The organism is Bacillus sp. AFS098217 (genome assembly GCF_002551815.1).
Lineage (GTDB): Bacteria > Bacillota > Bacilli > Bacillales > Bacillaceae_G > Bacillus_A.
In genome coordinates this window covers 1-19,603 of the sequence record NZ_NVPR01000006.1, presented here as the reverse complement: position 1 = coordinate 19,603, position 19,603 = coordinate 1, and the positions used below count along the sequence as shown (strand labels likewise).

At 35.0% G+C, this 19,603-nt stretch carries 18 protein-coding genes, 1 pseudogene and 1 other annotated feature; of the genes and pseudogenes, 4 read left to right on the top strand and 15 right to left on the bottom strand.

The genetic code is table 11. From position 1 onward, the window contains the following. Positions 1-154 precede the first annotated feature (154 nt). The 9 genes from argS to COO03_RS01705 form a co-directional block, all read right to left on the bottom strand. Complete coding sequence (gene argS, locus COO03_RS01745; protein ID WP_097894762.1) at positions 155-1,843, bottom strand: arginine--tRNA ligase; 1,689 nt, start codon at positions 1,841-1,843, stop codon at positions 155-157. A gap of 45 nt (positions 1,844-1,888) precedes the next feature. Further along, positions 1,889-2,104 (bottom strand) — a binding site (T-box leader). Positions 2,105-2,144: 40 nt separating this feature from the next. Continuing rightward, the gene (locus COO03_RS01740) at positions 2,145-2,921 is read right to left on the bottom strand and encodes a class I SAM-dependent methyltransferase (protein WP_097894761.1); all 777 of its coding nucleotides are present in this window, start codon (positions 2,919-2,921) and stop codon (positions 2,145-2,147) included. Between the two features lie 49 nt (positions 2,922-2,970). After that, positions 2,971-3,405, bottom strand: coding sequence for a BrxA/BrxB family bacilliredoxin (locus tag COO03_RS01735; protein ID WP_097894760.1), 435 nt, complete (start codon positions 3,403-3,405; stop codon positions 2,971-2,973). A gap of 83 nt (positions 3,406-3,488) precedes the next feature. Beyond that, on the bottom strand, positions 3,489-3,872 hold the full coding sequence (locus COO03_RS01730) for a thiol-disulfide oxidoreductase DCC family protein (RefSeq protein WP_097894759.1): 384 nt from the start codon (positions 3,870-3,872) through the stop codon (positions 3,489-3,491). Positions 3,873-3,876: 4 nt separating this feature from the next. Continuing rightward, on the bottom strand, positions 3,877-5,004 hold the full coding sequence (locus COO03_RS01725; RefSeq protein WP_097894758.1) for a conserved virulence factor C family protein: 1,128 nt from the start codon (positions 5,002-5,004) through the stop codon (positions 3,877-3,879). A gap of 168 nt (positions 5,005-5,172) precedes the next feature. Then, the gene (locus COO03_RS01720) at positions 5,173-5,511 is read right to left on the bottom strand and encodes a single-stranded DNA-binding protein (RefSeq protein ID WP_097894757.1); all 339 of its coding nucleotides are present in this window, start codon (positions 5,509-5,511) and stop codon (positions 5,173-5,175) included. A gap of 158 nt (positions 5,512-5,669) precedes the next feature. After that, complete coding sequence (locus COO03_RS01715; protein ID WP_097894756.1) at positions 5,670-6,401, bottom strand: Bax inhibitor-1/YccA family protein; 732 nt, start codon at positions 6,399-6,401, stop codon at positions 5,670-5,672. Positions 6,402-6,477: 76 nt separating this feature from the next. Then, entirely contained in the window at positions 6,478-8,370 is a 1,893-nt protein-coding gene (locus tag COO03_RS01710; protein ID WP_097894755.1) for an ABC-F family ATP-binding cassette domain-containing protein, read from the bottom strand. Further along, entirely contained in the window at positions 8,367-9,014 is a 648-nt protein-coding gene (locus COO03_RS01705; RefSeq protein ID WP_097894754.1) for an HD domain-containing protein, read from the bottom strand. Before COO03_RS01705 ends, COO03_RS01710 begins: the two co-directional genes overlap by 4 nt. Before the next feature lie 108 nt (positions 9,015-9,122). Between COO03_RS01705 and COO03_RS01700 the strand changes: the two genes are divergently transcribed. Then, the gene (locus COO03_RS01700) at positions 9,123-9,836 is read left to right on the top strand and encodes a hypothetical protein (protein ID WP_097894753.1); all 714 of its coding nucleotides are present in this window, start codon (positions 9,123-9,125) and stop codon (positions 9,834-9,836) included. Positions 9,837-11,020: 1,184 nt separating this feature from the next. On the opposite strand, the gene COO03_RS01690 is transcribed toward COO03_RS01700, so the two are convergent. The 3 genes and pseudogenes from COO03_RS01690 to COO03_RS27375 form a co-directional block, all read right to left on the bottom strand. Then, positions 11,021-11,236, bottom strand: coding sequence for a hypothetical protein (locus COO03_RS01690; RefSeq protein ID WP_097894751.1), 216 nt, complete (start codon positions 11,234-11,236; stop codon positions 11,021-11,023). 193 nt (positions 11,237-11,429) lie between these two features. Further along, entirely contained in the window at positions 11,430-11,666 is a 237-nt protein-coding gene (locus COO03_RS01685; protein WP_097894750.1) for a DUF3947 family protein, read from the bottom strand. A gap of 519 nt (positions 11,667-12,185) precedes the next feature. Then, a pseudogene (locus tag COO03_RS27375) lies at positions 12,186-12,328 on the bottom strand (8-oxo-dGTP diphosphatase MutT); the annotation flags it as partial. Between the two features lie 234 nt (positions 12,329-12,562). Here COO03_RS27375 and COO03_RS01675 point away from each other — a divergent pair. Both COO03_RS01675 and COO03_RS01670 read left to right on the top strand, forming a co-directional pair. Further along, on the top strand, positions 12,563-14,215 hold the full coding sequence (locus COO03_RS01675) for a pyridoxal phosphate-dependent decarboxylase family protein (protein ID WP_097894749.1): 1,653 nt from the start codon (positions 12,563-12,565) through the stop codon (positions 14,213-14,215). A 312-nt stretch (positions 14,216-14,527) separates the two neighbouring features. Next, complete coding sequence (locus COO03_RS01670; protein WP_097894748.1) at positions 14,528-15,172, top strand: hypothetical protein; 645 nt, start codon at positions 14,528-14,530, stop codon at positions 15,170-15,172. 240 nt (positions 15,173-15,412) lie between these two features. Here the strand turns inward: COO03_RS01670 and COO03_RS01665 are convergent, their stop codons facing one another. Beyond that, positions 15,413-15,889 carry a GNAT family N-acetyltransferase gene (locus COO03_RS01665; protein WP_097894747.1) on the bottom strand — a complete coding sequence of 159 codons (477 nt, stop codon included), beginning with the start codon at positions 15,887-15,889 and terminating at the stop codon, positions 15,413-15,415. A gap of 123 nt (positions 15,890-16,012) precedes the next feature. Then, positions 16,013-16,174 (bottom strand): exosporium protein G, encoded by a 162-nt coding sequence (locus COO03_RS01660; protein WP_276308053.1) that lies wholly within the window; start codon positions 16,172-16,174, stop codon positions 16,013-16,015. 180 nt (positions 16,175-16,354) lie between these two features. Between COO03_RS01660 and COO03_RS01655 the strand changes: the two genes are divergently transcribed. Beyond that, positions 16,355-17,245, top strand: a complete 891-nt coding sequence (locus tag COO03_RS01655; RefSeq protein ID WP_097894745.1) for an excalibur calcium-binding domain-containing protein — start codon at positions 16,355-16,357, stop codon at positions 17,243-17,245. A 216-nt stretch (positions 17,246-17,461) separates the two neighbouring features. On the opposite strand, the gene COO03_RS01650 is transcribed toward COO03_RS01655, so the two are convergent. Then, positions 17,462-19,162 (bottom strand): ribonuclease J, encoded by a 1,701-nt coding sequence (locus COO03_RS01650; protein ID WP_373605233.1) that lies wholly within the window; start codon positions 19,160-19,162, stop codon positions 17,462-17,464. Positions 19,163-19,603 lie beyond the last annotated feature (441 nt).

The following is a 19,603-nucleotide window of genomic DNA, read 5'->3' as shown; positions in this document are numbered from 1 at the left end:
TCAGCCCTCACCAATCGGGCTTTTACGGGCAGTTTATCTCCCACCTAACTTCTTTGCTTTCACCGAATTTTGAAGTGGGAGTATTACTGACCGCAAATAGCCGGATAGATTAAAAATTGTAATTGGACATTTCTAATTTTAAAAATTGTCTTTCTTACATCTCTTCCGGAGCACCCATTCCAAGTAATCGCAATCCCTCTTTTAATACAATCGTTACTGCATAAACAAGTGCAAGTCTACTTTCCTTCTCTTGATTATCTTCTAAAATCCGAACATTTCCATAGTATTTATTAAATGCTTGTGCCACATCTAATAAGTATTTCGCAATGTGCGATGGTTCATTTTTAGAAAAGGCTGTTTCAATGACTTGCGGAAATCTATTCAATAGTTTTACTGTACTCCAACTATAATCGTCACTTAATTCAAAAGTTTCTGTTTCAAATTCGATATTTTCTTTTCTTAATATGGAACAAGCGCGTGCATGTGTATACTGAACATATGGTCCTGTTTCTCCTTCAAATTTCAACATTTTTTCTAAAGAGAATTCAATATTGTGCATACGTTCATTTTTTAAATCATGGAAAATGATTGCCCCAACACCAACTTGTTTTGCAACTTCTTCTTTTTGCTTTAAGTCTGGATTTTTCTCTTCGATATTCTGCTTTGCAAGCGCAATCGCTTCTTCTAATACTTCTTCAAGTAATACCACTTTTCCCTTACGCGTGGACATTTTTTTACCATCTTTTAAAATGAGCCCGAACAGTACATGCGCCATTCCGTCTACCCATTTATAACCAATTTTCTTTAATACGGTGAAAAATTGTGTGAAGTGTAAGCTTTGTTCTGCTCCTACTACATACAGCGCTTTATCAAATTCATATGTGTTTTGACGATACAAGGCAGCTGTTAAATCACGCGTTGCATAAAGTGTAGCCCCATCTGATTTTTTAATTAAACACGGCGGTATATCTTCTTTTTCTAACTTAACAACTTGCGCTCCATCTGATTCTTCTAATAACCCTTTTTCTTCTAAAATCTCAACAAAATCATCCATTTTATCATTATAGAAAGCCTCTCCTTGAAAGTTCGTAAATTCAACTCCAAGGAGTTCATAAATACGCGAGAACTCTTTTAAAGATTCGTGACGGAACCAGTTCCATAAAAATACTGCTTCTTCATCATTGTCTTCTAATTTCTTAAACCATGCACGTCCTTCTTCTTCTAGCTCTGGATTCTCTTTCACTTCTTCGTGGAACTGAACGTATAACTTAAATAACTCACGAATCGGGTCTTCTTTTACAAGCTCTTCATTTCCCCATTTTTTATATGCGGTAATTAATTTTCCAAACTGCGTTCCCCAATCACCAATATAATTGATTCCTACAACCTCATATCCACACTTTTCAGCGATATGTTTTAAAGAATTCCCGATCATCGTTGAACGTAAATGTCCCATGGAGAAAGGTTTCGCGATATTTGGTGAAGAGTAATCGATTACTACTGTTTTGTCTTGCCCTAAATGGCCCTGTCCATATTCTTCTTTTTCAGCTAAAATCATTTTTAACACATCATCGCTTACTATGTGACGATTGAAAAATACATTCACATACGGCCCAACCGCCTCTACTTTCGTAAAAAATGGATCCTCTAATTTCTCTGCGATTTCCTTTGCGATAACTACTGGTGCTTTTTTATATTGTTTCGCAAACATGAAACAAGGAAATGCTGCATCTCCGAATTCATCTTGTTTTGGTGTTTCAATTAAATCAATAATTTCTTCTAATGATAACTCTGAGGATAAGATACTAGATAAACTTTTTGCAAATTGAATTTTATACTTCATATTGCTCCCTCCTTATTTTTTAAAACACAAAAAACTCGTCTCTAAAAAAGAGACGAGTTTTCACCCGTGGTACCACCCTTGTTGTTCACTTCGAACCACTTTCCCGTTTATAACGAGGACAGGGGGCCCCGGCTTACTTTACTATTCATTTCAAGCAGCATCTCCGAAGTGCGCTTCATCCTCTTCTCCGTACTAGGCTCTCACCATCCCTAGCTCGCTTTACTTCTGAAGAAGGACTACTCTCTTCATCCACGACATTATATATGATTGATTATTGCTTATTATACATCTTTTCTAATAATTAGCAAGTTTCAATTACACCAAAATGAAATTTTGCACTTTTACGCTTATAAACAAAGAAATTATGTCTTTCAAATCGCGTACTATGGAAATGATCCTTTAGGACAACACGTTTTCTCGCAACGCGCTTTGCCTCTCTAATTGTTTCATCTGTGACATCATTATATAATGCAAAGTGTTTTAAACCTCGAATACCATCCGATTCAATTACGGTCTCTTCAAACATCGGATCCAGATAGACAACGTCATAACTATTATCTTCACATTGTTTTAAAAAGGTGAAATGTTCTGTTTGCTTTACTGTAATGCTGCGCATCGCCTCATCAATTTCTGAAACTCCAGAATACCAATTTTGTAAACCTTTTCCCATTACATAAGCCACATATTGATTGCCTTCAAGACCTGTTATAGACCCTTCTTTCCCAACAATATAGCTTGCTACAATACTATCCGATGCCATACCAAGCGTGCAGTCTAACACCGTCATTCCCTTTTCTAACTTTGCAGCTTGTACAAATGGATCATGTTCTCCCCTCATTAATCTCTTCACACGAAACATCGCAGAGTTGGGATGGAAGAAGAACGATTCTTCTGTACCTTTTGGGTAAATTGCTAATCGATTCTTTCCTAAGACAAGCACATCTTGTTCATACTGTTCATGTAATTTGTACACAGGTATATCATTACGCTCTACAAAGGAGCATTCTAGTTCTTCCGCTACCCTTTTTGCATAAGCCGTCATTTCCTCATTTGTTCGTCCCGCTGTTGTTACAATCATCTTTTCACCTCATATATAAAGAAAAAAGGGAGAATCACTCTCCCCCTTTTTAGCAATGCTTTTCAAAAGCCTGTTCTAAGTTATTAATGATTTCTTCCATTGTTGCCCCTTCAATTTCATGACGATGAATGAAGTGAACAACTTCGTTACCTTTTAATAACGCCATAGATGGTGAGGATGGAGGAATATCTCCGAAGTACTCACGCATTGTTGCAGTCGCTTCTTTATCTTGTCCTGCAAATACAGTTACAAGATGGTCAGGTTGTTTTTCAGAACGTACAACCGCTTGACCAGCTGATGGACGAGCTAAACCAGCTGCACAGCCGCAAACAGAGTTTACAACAACTAATGTTGTACCTGTCGCATTTTCCATATATTCTTTTACAGCATCTTCTGTAGTTAATTCTTCAAATCCAGCGCGTACTAACTCTTGACGCATCGGAATTACCATTTGACGCATGTACTCTTCGTATGCATTTGACATCTTATTATCTCTCCTTCAACTTTCATTCCAAATTCATCATATCACGCTCTAATAATTGGTGCAAAAGAAAGGTGGCAATGACGTCATTTTTTTGATGGAATTTCACAAACCCCTTCACGGCAATGCCCAACAGGAACAAGTTTTCGATTATTTGCAACATAATCATATACTTTATTTCCAAATCCAAGTAACATAGATAACTTAATGAACGGAACCGCAATCCAATATGCGGGGATAGACTTTGCTAAAACATATATACTCCCAATGCCATCGTACCATTTATTGTTTTTGAAAATATAAAGTCTTTGTTCCATCTTACTTTGCAGTGCTTCAGACAACTGATACTCTTCCACTACATCTTTGTCGCGGAAAGAAACAAACGTTATTGAACCTTTTTTATCAAACTTTTTCGTACGCTCCGCAACCGCTGTACACATTGGACACCAACTATCATAGAAAACGATCATACGATTACTCTCCTTTACGAGACTCCGTCATTTGTTTCCAAACAGAACCTTTTGCTTCTTCGCCGCCCTCAATGCGTTCTAATGCTAAGCGTGCCTGCATGGCTACTTCGAACTCCGGATCATCTTGTGCCGCTCGTAATGCTGGAATTGCACTTTCATCACCAAGTTCAAACAAGAACATCGCTGCACGCCAACGTACTAATTTACTTGGATCTTTAAGTGCTTTAATCATAACAAACATCGCTGCTGGATCGCCCACATCTGATAAGCAATCGCCTGCTGTACGGCGCACACTTACAGAACGATCTAATAAGGCTTTATATAATAACGGTAATACTTCCTCACCTTTTACCATACCTAAATATGCTGTTGCTAAACGGCGAATCGATACCTTTTCATCCTCTAACGCTTTTTTCAGAACAGGAATGTCTTCCTCGGTAGGATCCATTTGTTCAAGAGCTGCATAGCGTTTTTTCCAATCAGAATCTGCCATCATCTTTTCTGTTACTTTATATGGCACACGCTTTGCCACAGTTACTTCTGTAGCCCCTGCCTGATCTAATAACTCTTTTATCGTTTGTTCAACGCGATCTTCTGAATAAGCGGCAACAATTTCTTCTACCACTTCTTTTCCGATTTCTTCAAAATTGCCATAGCGTGTACTTTGCTCCACCCATTTACGCTCTTTTACAACGTTAGGTGCAGACATTTGCACTTTCATAATCGCTTCTTTAAAGCGGTCTGGTAATCCAACTCGTTCTTCCGTCGTTCCATCTGTTAATTTCACCTGCATTGGAATTGTAAAGAACATTTGAATAAATACTTTCACTTCACCAAAATGTGAAAGCTGCTCCTGTTCATCTTCTACTGCTACTTCTTCTCCAAACACAGCACGAACTTGCTGTAAAAGTACTTTCCAATCATACTTCGCATTTCGTTCAACTGCTAAAAAATCCGCTACATGATACACACCTTTAATGCCTTCGATTTTTAAAATTTGCTGCACTTGTTCTGGTGCTTGTTCTGCATTTTCGTTTGTATAATTATTACGTGCTCCTGATGGTAATACTTCATTTAAAATAACTTTCATTGTATTTGGACTTGGCGTTGGTTCAATTGCTTTAATCTTCACGTAAATATACTCTCCTTTATTGCTTGTTCTTAGCTGTATTGTAACATGTTCTACCGTTATACTCCTACTGCAATGCTTGGTTTTACAAATCACAATGCGGAGACCTCACACCTGTAAACGCAAGATAAAAATTTTTAAGTTTACTTCTTTCATGCGTATACATAGGTTTTACTGCGATGCTTCCTCTCTCTTCCGCTCCAAAAACGTAATCCTTTCAATCACAACTTCCGTCTTATACACTCTCCTCCCCTGTTCATTATCATAATTACTCGTATGAATCCGGCCTGTAATTCCAACTAAAGATCCTTTTTTACAATACTCCGATACATTCTCAGCAGATTTTCTCCAGACTACGCAGTAAATGTAGTCAGCCTGCTGCTCCCCTAGGCTATTCCGAAATCCCCTGTTTACCGCAACACATATACGTGCGTAGGCAATTCCCTGCTTTGTGTAGTATAGTTCTGGATCTTTTGTCAATCTTCCAATTAATACAACACGATTCATCATATTTATACCACCTCGTATTTTTTTCTTTATTGTAGAAAAAAATAGAAGATAGGTAAAAAATGCAAAATGATATATTTCTAAAAAGAAATCATCACTTTAAATCTAAAAAAATACAAAAAGAAATCCCGCATGTTTCAATCATGCAGGATTTCTTCCAATTAGTCATTCTTTGTAAAGTAAGAAACAAAACGAAGAATTTCTAAGTATAACCATACTAATGTCATCATTAATCCCATCGCACTGTACCACTCCATATATTTTGGAGCTCCACTGCGTGCACCACTTTCGATTAAATCGAAGTCTAGTAATAAATTTAATGCAGCAACTACAATGACAACTGCACTAATAATGATACCGATTGTTCCGCCTTGATGAATATAAGGAACAGTCACACCAAACATGTTTAATAGAAAAACGATTAAGTACATAATCGCAATTCCAAACGTTGCAGCCATTACACCTGTACGGAATTTATCAGTTACTTTTACAACGCGAGTTGCATATAAGACTAACATTGCAAATAAAATTGAAATTGTTAGTAATACAGCATTTAAAACGATAGTATCGCCAAATTTCATTGTATAAACTGCTGAGATACTTCCTAGCACAACACCTTCTACTGCCGCATAAATCGGCGCGCCAATCGGTGATATGCGCGGGAAGAATATCGATGCAAATGCGACAATAGCAGCAACAACTAACGCCCCAATTAATACTGGCATTTTCATTGTTCCTTGCATCATCTGTATGTATGAATAAACAGACGTCGCAAGAAGCAAGGCAAGCATAATGAATGTTTTGCCTACGGCTCCGCCAATTGTCATCGCAGAAGCGCTCGCTCCCTGTTTACGAAATGCCTCTTTGTTCAACATTGGATTAGATGTTCTCATTTTTTCCCTCCTAAAATAGATTCTACCAATAAGTGTAAAGTTTTTCTCTTTATATTTCAATATATGTAGCCTGTTTTTATTTTAAACCTTCAACGATGTCAGATAGTTCGCTCCAACGTTCCATCGCTTTCTCTAGTTCTTCTTCTGTTTGCTGTTGCGCCTCAGAAAGCTCTTGTGCCTTTGTAAAATCAGAGCCAACATTTGCAAGCTCTTCTCCGATTGTTTCAAGTTTCTCCTCAAGCTCTGCAATCGTATCTTCAATTGTTTCCCATTCGCGTTGCTCATGATAAGAAAGTTTACGTTTACGTTGTTGCTTTGGTACTTCTTCTACTTTCTTTTCTTTTTGCACTTCCGCTTTCTCTATTATTTCTTTTGTTTTTTGCATCTCTAAATAATCACTATAACTACCTAAAAACTCACGAACTTCTCCGCCACCAGCAAAGATAAATAATTCATCAACTACTTTATCTAAGAAATAACGATCATGCGATACGGTAAGAACGACACCTGGGAAATCTTCTAAATAATCTTCTAGTACTGTTAATGTTTGTGTGTCTAAGTCGTTCGTCGGCTCATCCAATAGAAGTACATTCGGTTCCCCCATTAAAATACGCAATAAATACAGGCGTCTTCTTTCACCACCAGATAGTTTAACAAGCGGCGTTCCATGTGAATGTGGCTCAAACAAGAAACGTTCAAGCATTTGAGATGCGCCAATTACTTTTCCATCTGTCGTATGAATAACTTCTGCGACTTCTTTAATGTATTCAATCATACGTTGATTTAAGTTCATCTCTTCATTTTCTTGTGTATAATAAGCAATCTTTACAGTTTGCCCCACTTCAATCTCACCACTATCAGGAGATAATTTACCCGCAAGCATATTTAATAGAGATGATTTCCCGCTACCGTTTGCCCCGATAATTCCAATTCTATCTCCTGGTTTCACGATATGATTAAAATTGTGGAGTACCGTTTTATCACCAAACTTTTTCGTTACATCTTTTAACTCAAGCACTTTCTTTCCTAATCTACTCCCGCTAAGTGCAATATCAACAGATTGCTTCGCAGCTGGCCCTTCTTGTCCCTTTAACTCTTCAAAACGCTGAATACGCGCCTTTTGTTTTGTGGAACGCGCTTTCGCTCCGCGGCGAATCCAAGCTAGTTCACGACGATACAGATTTTGACGCTTTGATTCTTGTGCCAATTCTTGTTCTTCACGAAGTGCTTTCGCTTCTAAAAATGTACTATAGTTTCCTTCATAGCTATACAGTTTACCATTATCTAATTCAAAGATACGATTTGTAACACGATCTAAGAAATAACGATCATGTGTTACAAGTAAAACCGCTCCCGTATAACGTGATAGGTACTCTTCTAACCATTCTACCGTTTCATGATCAAGGTGGTTCGTTGGCTCATCTAATATTAATAAATCAGGCGTTTCAATAAAACATTGCGCCATTGCAATACGTTTCTTTTGTCCCCCAGATAAATTTCCAACTGTTGCGGTGAAATCTGTAATCCCTAATTTCGTTAAAAGAGATTTTGCATTCGCGTTTGCTTCCCATGCATTCATCGCATCCATACGCTGCTGCATCGCAAATAATTGTTCTTGTACTTTTTCATTGCTTGGATCTTTTTCTATATTTAATAATGCTTGTTCATATTCACGAAGAAGACGAATAAGAGGTGTATCACCATGGAATACTTGCTCAAGTACTGTTAAATCTTCATTAAAGTCCGGTTGCTGTGATAAATAGCTAATTGTATACCCACGCGTATGCGTCATATCCCCTGTATCAGGAATTTCTATTCCTGCAATAATTTTTAATAATGTCGACTTACCTGTCCCGTTTACGCCAATAATCCCTGCGCGTTGTCCCTCTGCAATGCTAAATGATAATCCATTGAATAACGGTTTATCCCCATATGATTTGGATACGTTTTCTACTGTTAACATTTTCATATTTGTGCATTCCACTCTTTCATAAATTGTCCGATAAACTCTTCCATATAACGATGGCGAACTTCAGCCTCTCGCTTAGCAGCATCTGTATTCATTAAATCTTTCAGTTTTAACAGTTTTTCATAAAAATGATTTAAAGATGGATCATTACTTTTTCGATATTCTTCTTTCGTCATCGCTTCACGCGGAGGAACATTTGGATCATACATTAATCTTCCCTTTGCCCCACCATAAGCAAATGTACGAGCAATTCCAATTGCCCCAAGCGCGTCCAAACGATCCGCATCCTGAACAATTTTTCCTTCCAATGTTTCTATCTTACCACCATGTCCACCCTTATAAGACATATTTGCAATAATATGAAGGATATGTTTACTTTCTTCTTCCGGAACACTCAATTCTTCTAACCAGTTAGAAACCTTTTTCATCCCAGCTTCTTCACTCTCATTTAACTTCTCATCGGCTACATCGTGAAGCAATGCCGCCATCTCGATTACAAAAAGATTGCCACCTTCTTGCTTTGCTAAAGAGATTGCTAATTTATGTACACGTTCAATATGATACCAATCATGCCCACTCGCATCTTTTTCTAAAATATTTTTGACAAAAGTTACTGTTTTTTGAATTTGTTCTTGTTTTATCATTTATCTTCACCCAGTTTCTTATTGTAACATGCCCTCATTTTTTCATCACATATTTTCTTGTCCGCCCATAGACTATTTTGTATGTACAATTACGAAGGAGGAAATAAAATGTTCTATAATAATCAACAGTCTTATCCGCACCAACCATACTATCCTCAAGATCAAGAGCAACAATATCAAGAACAGCTGTCGGAAAACCAAGAGCAGGAAACACAGCATCAAGAATTACAATATTCACAAAATCCATACGTAACCCAACAAACTCAAGAAACTCGATATCAACAGAATCCATATGTAACTCAGCAGACTCAAGAAACTCAGCACCAACAAAATCCATACGTAGCTCAGCAAACTCAAGAAGCTCGGTATCAACAAAATCCATATGTAACTCAGCATGTCCCAGAAACTCAACACCAACAAAATCCATATGTAGCTCAACAGACTCAAGAAGTTCAGCAAGCTCCATATCAGCAACCACAAATGTATCAACCATACCACGACCCGCGTGTTTCACCACCAGCACCAACATTAGATTCAACACAACCACAAACCTTGCCAACAGGTTCTACTACAGGAATTCCAACTGAACCAACGGAACAACAAATTCAGCAAGTTGTTGGTACACAATTTTTATCCTTAAAAAAGCCTATATTAGATTTCGTAAAACCATGGGTTGAGTACGGTATGAATGAAGCAAAATATACATCCCCCCAACACGCCATGACAGAAGTTGCTGCGATTATGTTTTTAGTCGGAAAAGGATTTAATCCAACAATTGCCCATTATATTGTAGAGTCCTGGGAGAAGAATGAGCAGTTTTAAGGCTGTTCATTTGATAAAACGTAAAAACTATAAAAGTGCCAAACCCCTTTTGTGGCAAGGGGTTTGGCACCTTTTAATTTTTATCATGAATTTTAGTGCAATAATTATTTCTATAGTTTTTCATACTTTTTCACATAGTTCGTGAACAAAATGTGAGCAAAAATGAAATTAAAAAAGCGGACACCAAACCACAGCGCAATATTGTTACTGCTCTTTATGGTTTGATGTCCGCCTGATTCTTCCAGTAGGACACTAATATTTATTTTTCTTCTTCATTCTTACAAACTGTCCAATATAACGTTTGTTCTTTCAATAATCTATTATAACATCTTGGCTTCATGGACGCTGCAACACATTTCATATTACAGTAATATGTATCATCATATTTACAGCGCCACCCTTTCCTAATTTCTTTTTCACATGATGTGCATGATTACAAATGTATTTCTTCCTTTCTTTTAAAAGGATTATTTTGTCTAGTTTTGTCATTGCATACATTAAAGGTACTTCATGATATACTTTTAATACCTTACATAAATTTACTAATATGTAAAAAGGAGGTAGCGAAATAAATAAGTGGATTATTGCTATGGTATATTCCTCTCTTTTAACAACACTTTGTTATTTATCAATTAAAGCATTAATTTTTTCTGCCATAAATACAGCTTCATTTCCTAATGCTCTGTTTTTTATCGCAATATTGGAAATGATATTCGGTGTTTGGATACTGGCATTTGGAATTAAAAAATATATTTCTAACGAAAATAAAAAAGACCGTCGGAAACTTAAAATTATGTTTTCTATCATTTCAGTTCTATCTTGCTATATTGATATAATATTATTTTTCGTTTAATACATGTTACAACTGATATATATTCTAATCTTTCTCTTCCCCCATGAATAAATCTCAGCATTCCGTCAATACTGTAGATACCATAATATTTCTCCAATCTCCCTGGAGCCGAGCAGTTAGCTTTTGCTAGCTGCTCTTTTATTTAAAACAAAGAGGGTCTGCTATTCGTAGCAGACCCTCTTTTGTTAACCTGGAGCTTAATTGATGCTTTCGTTAAATTATTTTTGAATAATTGCCCAGCAAAGAGCTATTTCTGTTTTGTTATTATTCGCTATAAAACATATACAGTCTCATACGGAAACGATCAAAAAGACATTCCAGCCTGTTTAATCTACATCGGATAATAGGATTGTGATGAATAGTACGATTGTGATGGATAATAAGACTGTAATGAATGGTACGATTGTGATGGATAATACGATTGTTGCATTTGTTGTGCCTGTAATGCTTGTTGCTGTGCTTGTATAGCCTGATGAACAGCTTGAATTGTACTTTGTGCAGGTAAAGGACGCATTTGCGTTTCATTGTAAAAATAATTGCGAAGCATTCTTTATTCACCTCACCTCTGTAAATATTTTTGTCTTCCATCTTCCATAAGATGAATATTGAATTAAAGTGGATAATTCATGAAACTTTTCACCTTGTAATCCCTAAATCTTTTCCTATTCAAATAGCGTTTTTGTTACATTACTTATGAATCAGTTCCCATCAAGTAACTATGATTTTTTTGTTATAGTTTGCTATAAGTTATATTCCGTTCCATACGGAATCGTTGAAAAAGTTATTCCATGCTGTGTAGTGTACATTGGGTAATCATATTGCACTGGATAGTAAGGTTGTATACCTTGTTGCATTTGTTGCTGTGCCTGTAACGCTTGTTGAACAGCTTGAATTGTACTTTGTGCTCCACTATACGTTATACCTCCACCATACGCAGCAGGAATTCTCAATTGTTTATTAAAATAAGGATAAAACATTATTGGCCAACTCACTTTCATATAAATTACTACAAAATATGTTATGAAGATTAATTTTTGAAAGTGTTAAGCAAAACGAATTATCTTATTCGTTACCTCCCTACTAAATAAGGATTTTATTTAATTCTCTACCTTGTTTCTCCGACGCTTCGTCCTATATATTAATAAACTAAAATATGCTAAAATATATAATTATAACTATTTATTACCAGGAGGCTTAATTATGTCATTTGCAGTAGGAAGTGCAATTTTTATGACTGTAGTTGGAGCAATATCTGGAGCAATATTCGGTACAATTCCCTCTAAAAATAAAAGTAAAAGTACCAATTAGAAACTCCAAATAATAAAAGAACATCTATTATAAACCTTGATATAATAAGGTTTATAATACTATATCGTTGAATTTCGGGAGAAGAATGAGCAGTTTTAAGGTTGTTTGTTTTGTAAAATATAAAAGTGCCACCCTCTTACAGAATAAGAGGTGTGGCACTTTTCATTTCCCTATATGTAACAATACCCTTATACGAGCTTCTCTACAGTTGATACATCTGCTGGTGCCCACTTCAGCTCCGTTAGATTATTAACGTTAATCCATTTTAACTCTGCATGTTCTAAAGCTCTCTAGGTGTCCCCGATACTAGTCTTGCTTGATATGTAATTAATTCAAAAAACATTTATTAACTCTATTATTTCATTTCATAAATGAGTTTTTTCGAATTACATACAACACTACCCCTTTACTTTAAATTCCATAATTAATATAATTTTCTAAGGGATTGCATTTTTTTCTAAACAACTCCTTAATCACAAACATTTAAAAGGATAAACAAAAAATTGCTTAATTCGTATATTTAACTATTTTAAAAAACTATATATTTACAAGGAGACGTGACCACATGCAAGATATTTTAAATTTATTTCCAAGTGCTGATGGAAATGAGAAAAAACAACAACTATTTTTAGAATCTATACAGGAAATAATTGAAAATCTTGGACGTTTAAAAAATGAAAACAAAGCAACTTTAGGGAACATTGAGGAAAAATCAAATGGACACTACAATGATTTAATTCACAAAAGTCATATACCGAAAACAGGAATTACTATGTCTAATGTTATAGAGGAACTAAACCAATTTATGAATGGTCACCCTTATCCAAATAAATATTATTTGTCTAATGCTGTACCACTTCCAAGTATTCCATCATTATTAGGTACCATTACCATGACACTTTTGAATGGTAATGGTGTTTGGGATGTATATGGTCCAGCAGCAACAGAAGCGGAAGTAAAAGTTGTATCTATGCTTTCGAAACTGATTGGCTATAATCCACATAATAGCGGTGGTTATACAACATGGGGTGGACAAGGCTGTGTATTTTCGAGCTTACGCTTAGCTATTTCTAAACAATTTCCACTGGCAAAGGAACAAGGTGTTCCACAAAATGTATATTGTTTTGCCTCTGAAAATGCACATTATAGTTTATTAAAATCTGCTGAGGCAACGGGCATTGGCACAAATCACCTAATTAAAGTAACAACTGATCCTTATACGAATTCTATGGATATAGAAGATTTAGAAAATAAAATGATAGAAGTTATTGAAAATGGAGGTATTCCCCTTTATATTCTAGCTACTATGGGGACAACAGATACATTTGCAATTGATAGTATAAAGAAAATCAAAGAAATTGCCGAACTAATACAAGATAAATATAATTTAGAACCTATTTATATTCACGCTGATTCTGCTATGGGGGGATTCTATAGTTTCTTTAATAATTATGACTTTGAACAAAATCCACTCTTATTTGAGCCAACTGTGAAAGATGCATTACAACAAATTCAAGAAAAAATGCAGTACATGTATCTTGCAGATAGTGTATGCTTTGATTTTCATAAACTAGGACAAACACCTTATGCTTCAAGTATTTGGATTGTTAAAAATCATACCGATTTGCAAATCATGGACGTCGAACAAAATGACACACCTTATCTTGGTAACAGATCGTATGGTAGTTACCATACAGGCTATACATTAGAATGCTCACGAGCTGGTAGTGCTATTCCAATGTATATAAATTTAGTAGCATTTGGAATCGAAGGTTATCAAAAATTATTAGCAAATTATATACGTGTAAATCTGCTATTTAGAGAGAAATTGAACACTGCTCTCCCTCAAGTAGCAGTGACAAATGATTTTACGTATGGTCCAATTACAACATTTCGTTTCTATATGAGTGGAGATGGCCAAGAGAATTGGAGAAAAGAACGTACAGGTTTAGCAACACAAGAAGAAATTGAAGATACAAATCGATTGAATATAGAAATATTTAATCATCTAGGAAAAAATCGAGATCAAATATTTTTAGGAGATACAACTCGTTCTTGTTTAGTGAATGTGATAAACAGCAATGATAAACAACCAATTTCCACTATTAAATTCTTTGCTATCTCGCCATATACAACTGTTGAATGTTTAGATGAGATTGTCGCATTTCTTAAAAAACATGTTCTTATTGCTACTAATGAGATCCATTCATATGCTTAATAACCGTATTCGTTATAATATTCAAATTTCATTTTATTTAAGGAATGTTATTAATAGCTTTACATAGATTGTTAATTTCAGCTCATTTCTTATCTATATAAGTGCAAATTGAAAAATCGGCATAAAACCTTTCTTTTTAGGTGGTGGGAGAGAGAATCCGGCCATGCATAGAAGCCGTTAGATCCTTTTCCTGCCCCATGCCAAGTGAAAACAAGAGAGAAAACGAGTGTAGATCACCTTGTGTTCTTCATAGCCGTGACTTATATGTTGGAAAATCAAAATGGATATATATTATGAAAAGAGGAAAAGTATATGAATATAGAAATACTAGAAACACTCCATATTAAAGAGGCAGCTAGCTTAATTGCACATTCTTTTGTAAAAAGTGAACCCCTTGTGAGTGGGTTGCAAATCCCTCTTACACCTTTTCAAAAAATGTGTGAAGAGATGGTAAATCAAGCTGTTTCTCAATCTATGTCATTTGTAGCAATGGAAAACTCTCAAATAATAGGCGTTCTTTTAGCAAGGAAAGTAACTCAGCCATTAATCGATAAAGAAAAAGCAACCCAAATCTGTCCTCAAATGGATCCAATTTTTCATCTACTAGATGCGTTAGAAACAGATTCAATAGAATTCTCCCGTCTAGATAAAGAAAAATTGGTCTACCTAGATATGGGAGCTTGTCATCCAGATTGGATGGGAAACGGAGTAGTCACTGCTCTTATCTCACATGCAATTCAAGAAATAGCTAAGAGAAATTTTGATTTAATTGGTGCTTGTACAAATAGCATTTCTCAACAAATACTTAAAAAACATTATATACCTATGGAAATTAACGAAATAGTATATAGTAATTTCCCGTATAAGGGAACATATCCTTTTACAAATATAGCAGCTTCTTTAACAGCTCAATTACTATATATACCTCAATCACAATTAATGATTAAAGCTATTTAAACTTTTAGAGACAAATATATATTTCAAGATTCAGATGCAAATTCTACCCTATTTACACCTGAATCTTGAACACCTTAATACCATACTATATTTTAACCATATTCATCCCTATAATTATTTACATATTGATTTACACTAATGCAGCTCCCCTTAAGAAATTACACTCTTTATCTCTTTTATAATGAACTGTCCACGATTCTGTGGACAATTTAATCTATGATAAAATAAGCAGTGGCTCTTCTACTCCTCCCACTCATACAAGGCAAAGCTATTCATCAAACTTCTAAATGATAACCCTTGTTTTTGATAAAACTCTTGTAAAAAATCATTACTAGCAATGCAATCTAATCGTAATTTCTTTCCGGACTCTCTCGCTCTATTCTTTGCCCATTGTACGAGCTGACTACCGACGTTTAATCCCTTACCTTCTTTCGAGACAACAATTCTATGTATATAATACGCATCTACTTCATCGTTCCATAAGCTCTCATCCCACTTCTCCTTATCACATAGAGAAATTGATGCGATTACTTGATTTTGATTGTTTTCAAAAACAAATAAATAACCTCTTTCAAAATCAGACTCTACTATTTCAGTATTTTCATATCGTAAAAATTGTCTCCACTGTTGAATACCTTTTTTCTTAAAAGAAATTGCTGTTTCTTGTAACCACTTTCTTATCATTTTAATTTCTTCTTGTTTTGCTTGACGAATCATACATTCCCCTCCTTGGATAGTAAACTTTCTCTATTAGAGATATTTTAATTACCTTTTTGTTTACATAATAATATTATATTATCCCGTTCGATAAACGAAGAGTTTTCCCGCCTATCTACTATCCTACACTACACTACACGACTCGCATCTTAGAACTCCTAATGCTAAAAATAAAGCTACTAAGTTTGCTGTGATTGGCATTTTTAATGTGATAACATCATCTACTTTTGTTAATAAAAAGAAAACACCGTTCTCTTCTAAAACAAAAATTACTAATAATTGCAAGTCTATTAGAGCCCTTTTTTCAGAGGAGTCATTTATAATCTATGAATTGTAAAAATGTAATAAGAATTTTTATACTCATCAAAAAGAAATAGAATTTTCTTATTTCAGCTAAAAACCATGTAATTTCTAGTATGTTCCTATATAATCAATGGAGAAAATCTTACAAGTGGAGGTACCAACATGGTATTTTGGAGTAATATTAGCACATTTTTATTTTTAATAGCTCTTATTTTACTCATCTTATGTATCATTTCATTCTTTAAGAAAAATGGCAAAGCAATGAGATATGGTAGACCTGCGGTTATTTGTTTTATTATTTCATTCTTAATAACAGCAACAAGCACCACAGAAACGAATCATCCGATTATTGGCTTTTTCGCTAATTTATGTTTAATTCTATTTTTTTGCTTCCTCATTCTAGCAATCTTATCTATTATTAAGAAAACTGGTATGGCGAAGAAACAATTTTTGATTACAGTTGTTTTATTTGTAGCTTTTGGAGCACTATCAAGTATTGCAACTCCTTCTACTGAAAAAGCAGCAGCAAAAGATAAGAAAATTGCAGCTGAAAAAGAAGATAAAAAAGAGGTTGAAAAGAAAGAGGCCGAAGAAAAAGCTCAAAAACAACAAGAAGAACAAAAACGTCAAGCTGAGGAACAAACTCAAAAGCAACAGGAAGAGCAAAAACGTCAAGCTGAAGAGCAATCTCAAAAGCAACAAGAAGAACAAAAGCGTCAAGCTGAGGAACAAGCTCGTAAGCAACAAGAAGAGCAAAAACGTCAAGCTGAGGAACAAGCTCGTAAGCAACAAGAAGAGCAAAAACGTCAAGCTGAGGAGCAAGCTCAAAAGCAACAAGAAGAACAAAAACGTCAAGCTGAGGAACAAGCTCGTAAACAACAAGAGCAACATACCGCTTCGCAAACACAACCTGCTGCTGAAAATAACAGTAATGTACAATATAAAAACTGCACAGAAGTAAAAAATGCAGGTAAAGCTCCTCTATATAGTGGCCAACCGGGATATAGTCGCAAGTTAGATCGTGATGGCGACGGTGTTGCATGTGAGAGATAATGTACATGAAAAAAAGCTCTCCAAATTTATCAATACCTAAATCGTAAAAAGTCATAAAAAATAAAGGGTGTCACATATTAATCATGGATAATATGTAGCACCCTTTTTCATATATGGCAACAACAATTCAACTTAGCTGCTGTAAAAACTTTCAAATCTATGTTGAATTTAAATTAAACATTTATAATTCTTTTAGCTTTTCTTTAGATTAATTTTTTAAACTTCAATTATTATAGGAAGAATCATTGGTTTTCTTTTTGTATGCTCGTATATAAACTTGCCTAGCGTTTCTCTTATGTCTCTTTTAAGAACATTCCATTGGCTAATATTTTCTTTTTGTAAATTGTTAATAGTTGTTACAACTAGTTGATTCATTTTCTTCAAGAAATCTTCCGAATCGCGAACATATATAAATCCACGAGAAATCGTGTCCGGACCAGAAATAATTTTCCCTTCTGTTTTACTAAGAGTAATAACTATAACAAGCATACCATCCTCAGAAAGTTGTTTGCGGTCACGTAAAAGAGCCTTTCCAACATCACCAATACCTAATCCATCTACATATATATTCCCGGCAGGTATTCGTCTCGTTTGATGAGCAATTTGATTCTTTATATCGACAACATCACCATTACTAATAACATAAATATTCTCTTTCTTCACACCAACAGACTCTGCTAATAGACTATGATGATGTAACATTCTAAATTCGCCATGAATAGGAATGAAATATTTGGGTTTCATTAAAGTAAGCATTAATTTTAATTCCTCTTGATAGGCATGTCCAGAAACATGCATTCCTGTTGAACTTCCCGTCCCATAAATAACATTAGCTCCCAATAGAAATAAATTATCTATAATACGTGAAACATTGCGTTCATTTCCTGGGATAGGAGTTGCAGCTATAATGACTGTATCGCCAGGCAAGATGTCTACCTGTCGATAGTTTCCACTTGCTAAACGAGATAAAGCAGCCAGTGGTTCACCTTGACTCCCAGTGCAAAGAATAGCTATTCTTTCTGGATCCATTCGATTGATGTCATTTGCTTCAACTAACATGCCTTCAGGAATATTCAAATAACCTTGCTCCAGCGCAACAGACACTACATTTACCATGCTCCTCCCAAGCAAAGCAAGCTTTCTATTCGTTTTTAAAGCTGCATTTACCACTTGTTGTACACGATTCACGTTAGAAGCAAAAGTAGAGATAACAACTTTTCTGCGAGCTTTGATGAACGCTTCTTCAATCCGCTCGCCTACAGATCGTTCTGATGGAGTAAATCCAGGACGTTCTGCATTCGTACTTTCAGAGAGTAGAGCTAAAACACCATCACCCCCAATTTTAGCCATTTTATGAATATCCGGATATTGATTATTTACAGGAGTCAAATCAAATTTGAAGTCACCTGTATGTACGACTGTTCCTTCTGGTGTATGAAAAGCAATACCAAGGCAATCAGGAATACTATGATTCGTTTTGAAAAAAGTTAGACTTATCTGTCCAAACTCAATTAACGATTCAGAGTCAATAACAGATAACTGTGTTAGATTTTGAAGTCCGTGTTCTTTTAATTTAATTTCAATTAGCCCTAGCGTTAATTTTGTTGCATAAATTGGTACATTTAATTGTTTTAATAGATACGGGATACCTCCAATATGATCTTCATGTCCATGTGTAACAACTAAACCTCGAATTTTATCCTTATTTTCTTGCAAGTATGTAATGTCAGGTATAATCAAATCAATCCCTAATAAACTTTCATCCGGAAACTTAGAACCGCAATCAATTATCACAATGTCGTTTGAATATTGTATTGCATACATATTTTTGCCTATTTCATTTACGCCGCCTAAAGCAAAAATAGATAGTGTATTTTCTACTGTACTCAAAATGAATATCCTCCTTTTTAAAAACATTCAAGTATGTCCGAAGAAATATGGTATTCTTTTTTTATGATTAACCCATCTAGCTGAATATTATTCCAATTTATGGTTAAATAAATATTTTTCTCTTTAAAATTGTAGAAATTAATTTAGATAACGTATGTTTTATTTCTGTCCACCCTCGTTAATAGCACTCATTAAAAATAGGAAATAAACTACCGTTACTTATGTAGTTTATTTCCTATTCACTTTATTTATCTTTTCCAGATTTACTCTTACATTTTATCCTGCATTCACAGTTGTAAAAGCCCTTGGTTTAACTCATATTTATTGGTTTGGAATAAAATTTGATAAAAATGAAGTTACAAACCCTTATTTAACAGCAACTACAAAAGCTCTATTTTGAAAAAAGATTGATTAAAATGGAGTTCCTCTTTTTAGCTATATATGAGGTTTTTATAAAAAAGCATTCCT

What these genes read in the sequence shown, in the direction of transcription:
- argS (WP_097894762.1), bottom strand. Translation starts at nt 1,843, where the DNA reads ATGAAGTATAAAATTCAATTTGCAAAAAGTTTATCTAGTATCTTATCC.
- COO03_RS01740 (WP_097894761.1), bottom strand. Translation starts at nt 2,921, where the DNA reads ATGATTGTAACAACAGCGGGACGAACAAATGAGGAAATGACGGCTTAT.
- COO03_RS01735 (WP_097894760.1), bottom strand. Translation starts at nt 3,405, where the DNA reads ATGTCAAATGCATACGAAGAGTACATGCGTCAAATGGTAATTCCGATG.
- COO03_RS01730 (WP_097894759.1), bottom strand. Translation starts at nt 3,872, where the DNA reads ATGATCGTTTTCTATGATAGTTGGTGTCCAATGTGTACAGCGGTTGCG.
- COO03_RS01720 (WP_097894757.1), bottom strand. Translation starts at nt 5,511, where the DNA reads ATGATGAATCGTGTTGTATTAATTGGAAGATTGACAAAAGATCCAGAA.
- COO03_RS01715 (WP_097894756.1), bottom strand. Translation starts at nt 6,401, where the DNA reads ATGAGAACATCTAATCCAATGTTGAACAAAGAGGCATTTCGTAAACAG.
- COO03_RS01710 (WP_097894755.1), bottom strand. Translation starts at nt 8,370, where the DNA reads ATGAAAATGTTAACAGTAGAAAACGTATCCAAATCATATGGGGATAAA.
- COO03_RS01705 (WP_097894754.1), bottom strand. Translation starts at nt 9,014, where the DNA reads ATGATAAAACAAGAACAAATTCAAAAAACAGTAACTTTTGTCAAAAAT.
- COO03_RS01700 (WP_097894753.1), top strand. Translation starts at nt 9,123, where the DNA reads ATGTTCTATAATAATCAACAGTCTTATCCGCACCAACCATACTATCCT.
- COO03_RS01690 (WP_097894751.1), bottom strand. Translation starts at nt 11,236, where the DNA reads ATGCTTCGCAATTATTTTTACAATGAAACGCAAATGCGTCCTTTACCT.
- COO03_RS01685 (WP_097894750.1), bottom strand. Translation starts at nt 11,666, where the DNA reads ATGTTTTATCCTTATTTTAATAAACAATTGAGAATTCCTGCTGCGTAT.
- COO03_RS01675 (WP_097894749.1), top strand. Translation starts at nt 12,563, where the DNA reads ATGCAAGATATTTTAAATTTATTTCCAAGTGCTGATGGAAATGAGAAA.
- COO03_RS01670 (WP_097894748.1), top strand. Translation starts at nt 14,528, where the DNA reads ATGAATATAGAAATACTAGAAACACTCCATATTAAAGAGGCAGCTAGC.
- COO03_RS01665 (WP_097894747.1), bottom strand. Translation starts at nt 15,889, where the DNA reads ATGATTCGTCAAGCAAAACAAGAAGAAATTAAAATGATAAGAAAGTGG.
- COO03_RS01655 (WP_097894745.1), top strand. Translation starts at nt 16,355, where the DNA reads ATGGTATTTTGGAGTAATATTAGCACATTTTTATTTTTAATAGCTCTT.
- COO03_RS01650 (WP_373605233.1), bottom strand. Translation starts at nt 19,162, where the DNA reads ATGTTTTTAAAAAGGAGGATATTCATTTTGAGTACAGTAGAAAATACA.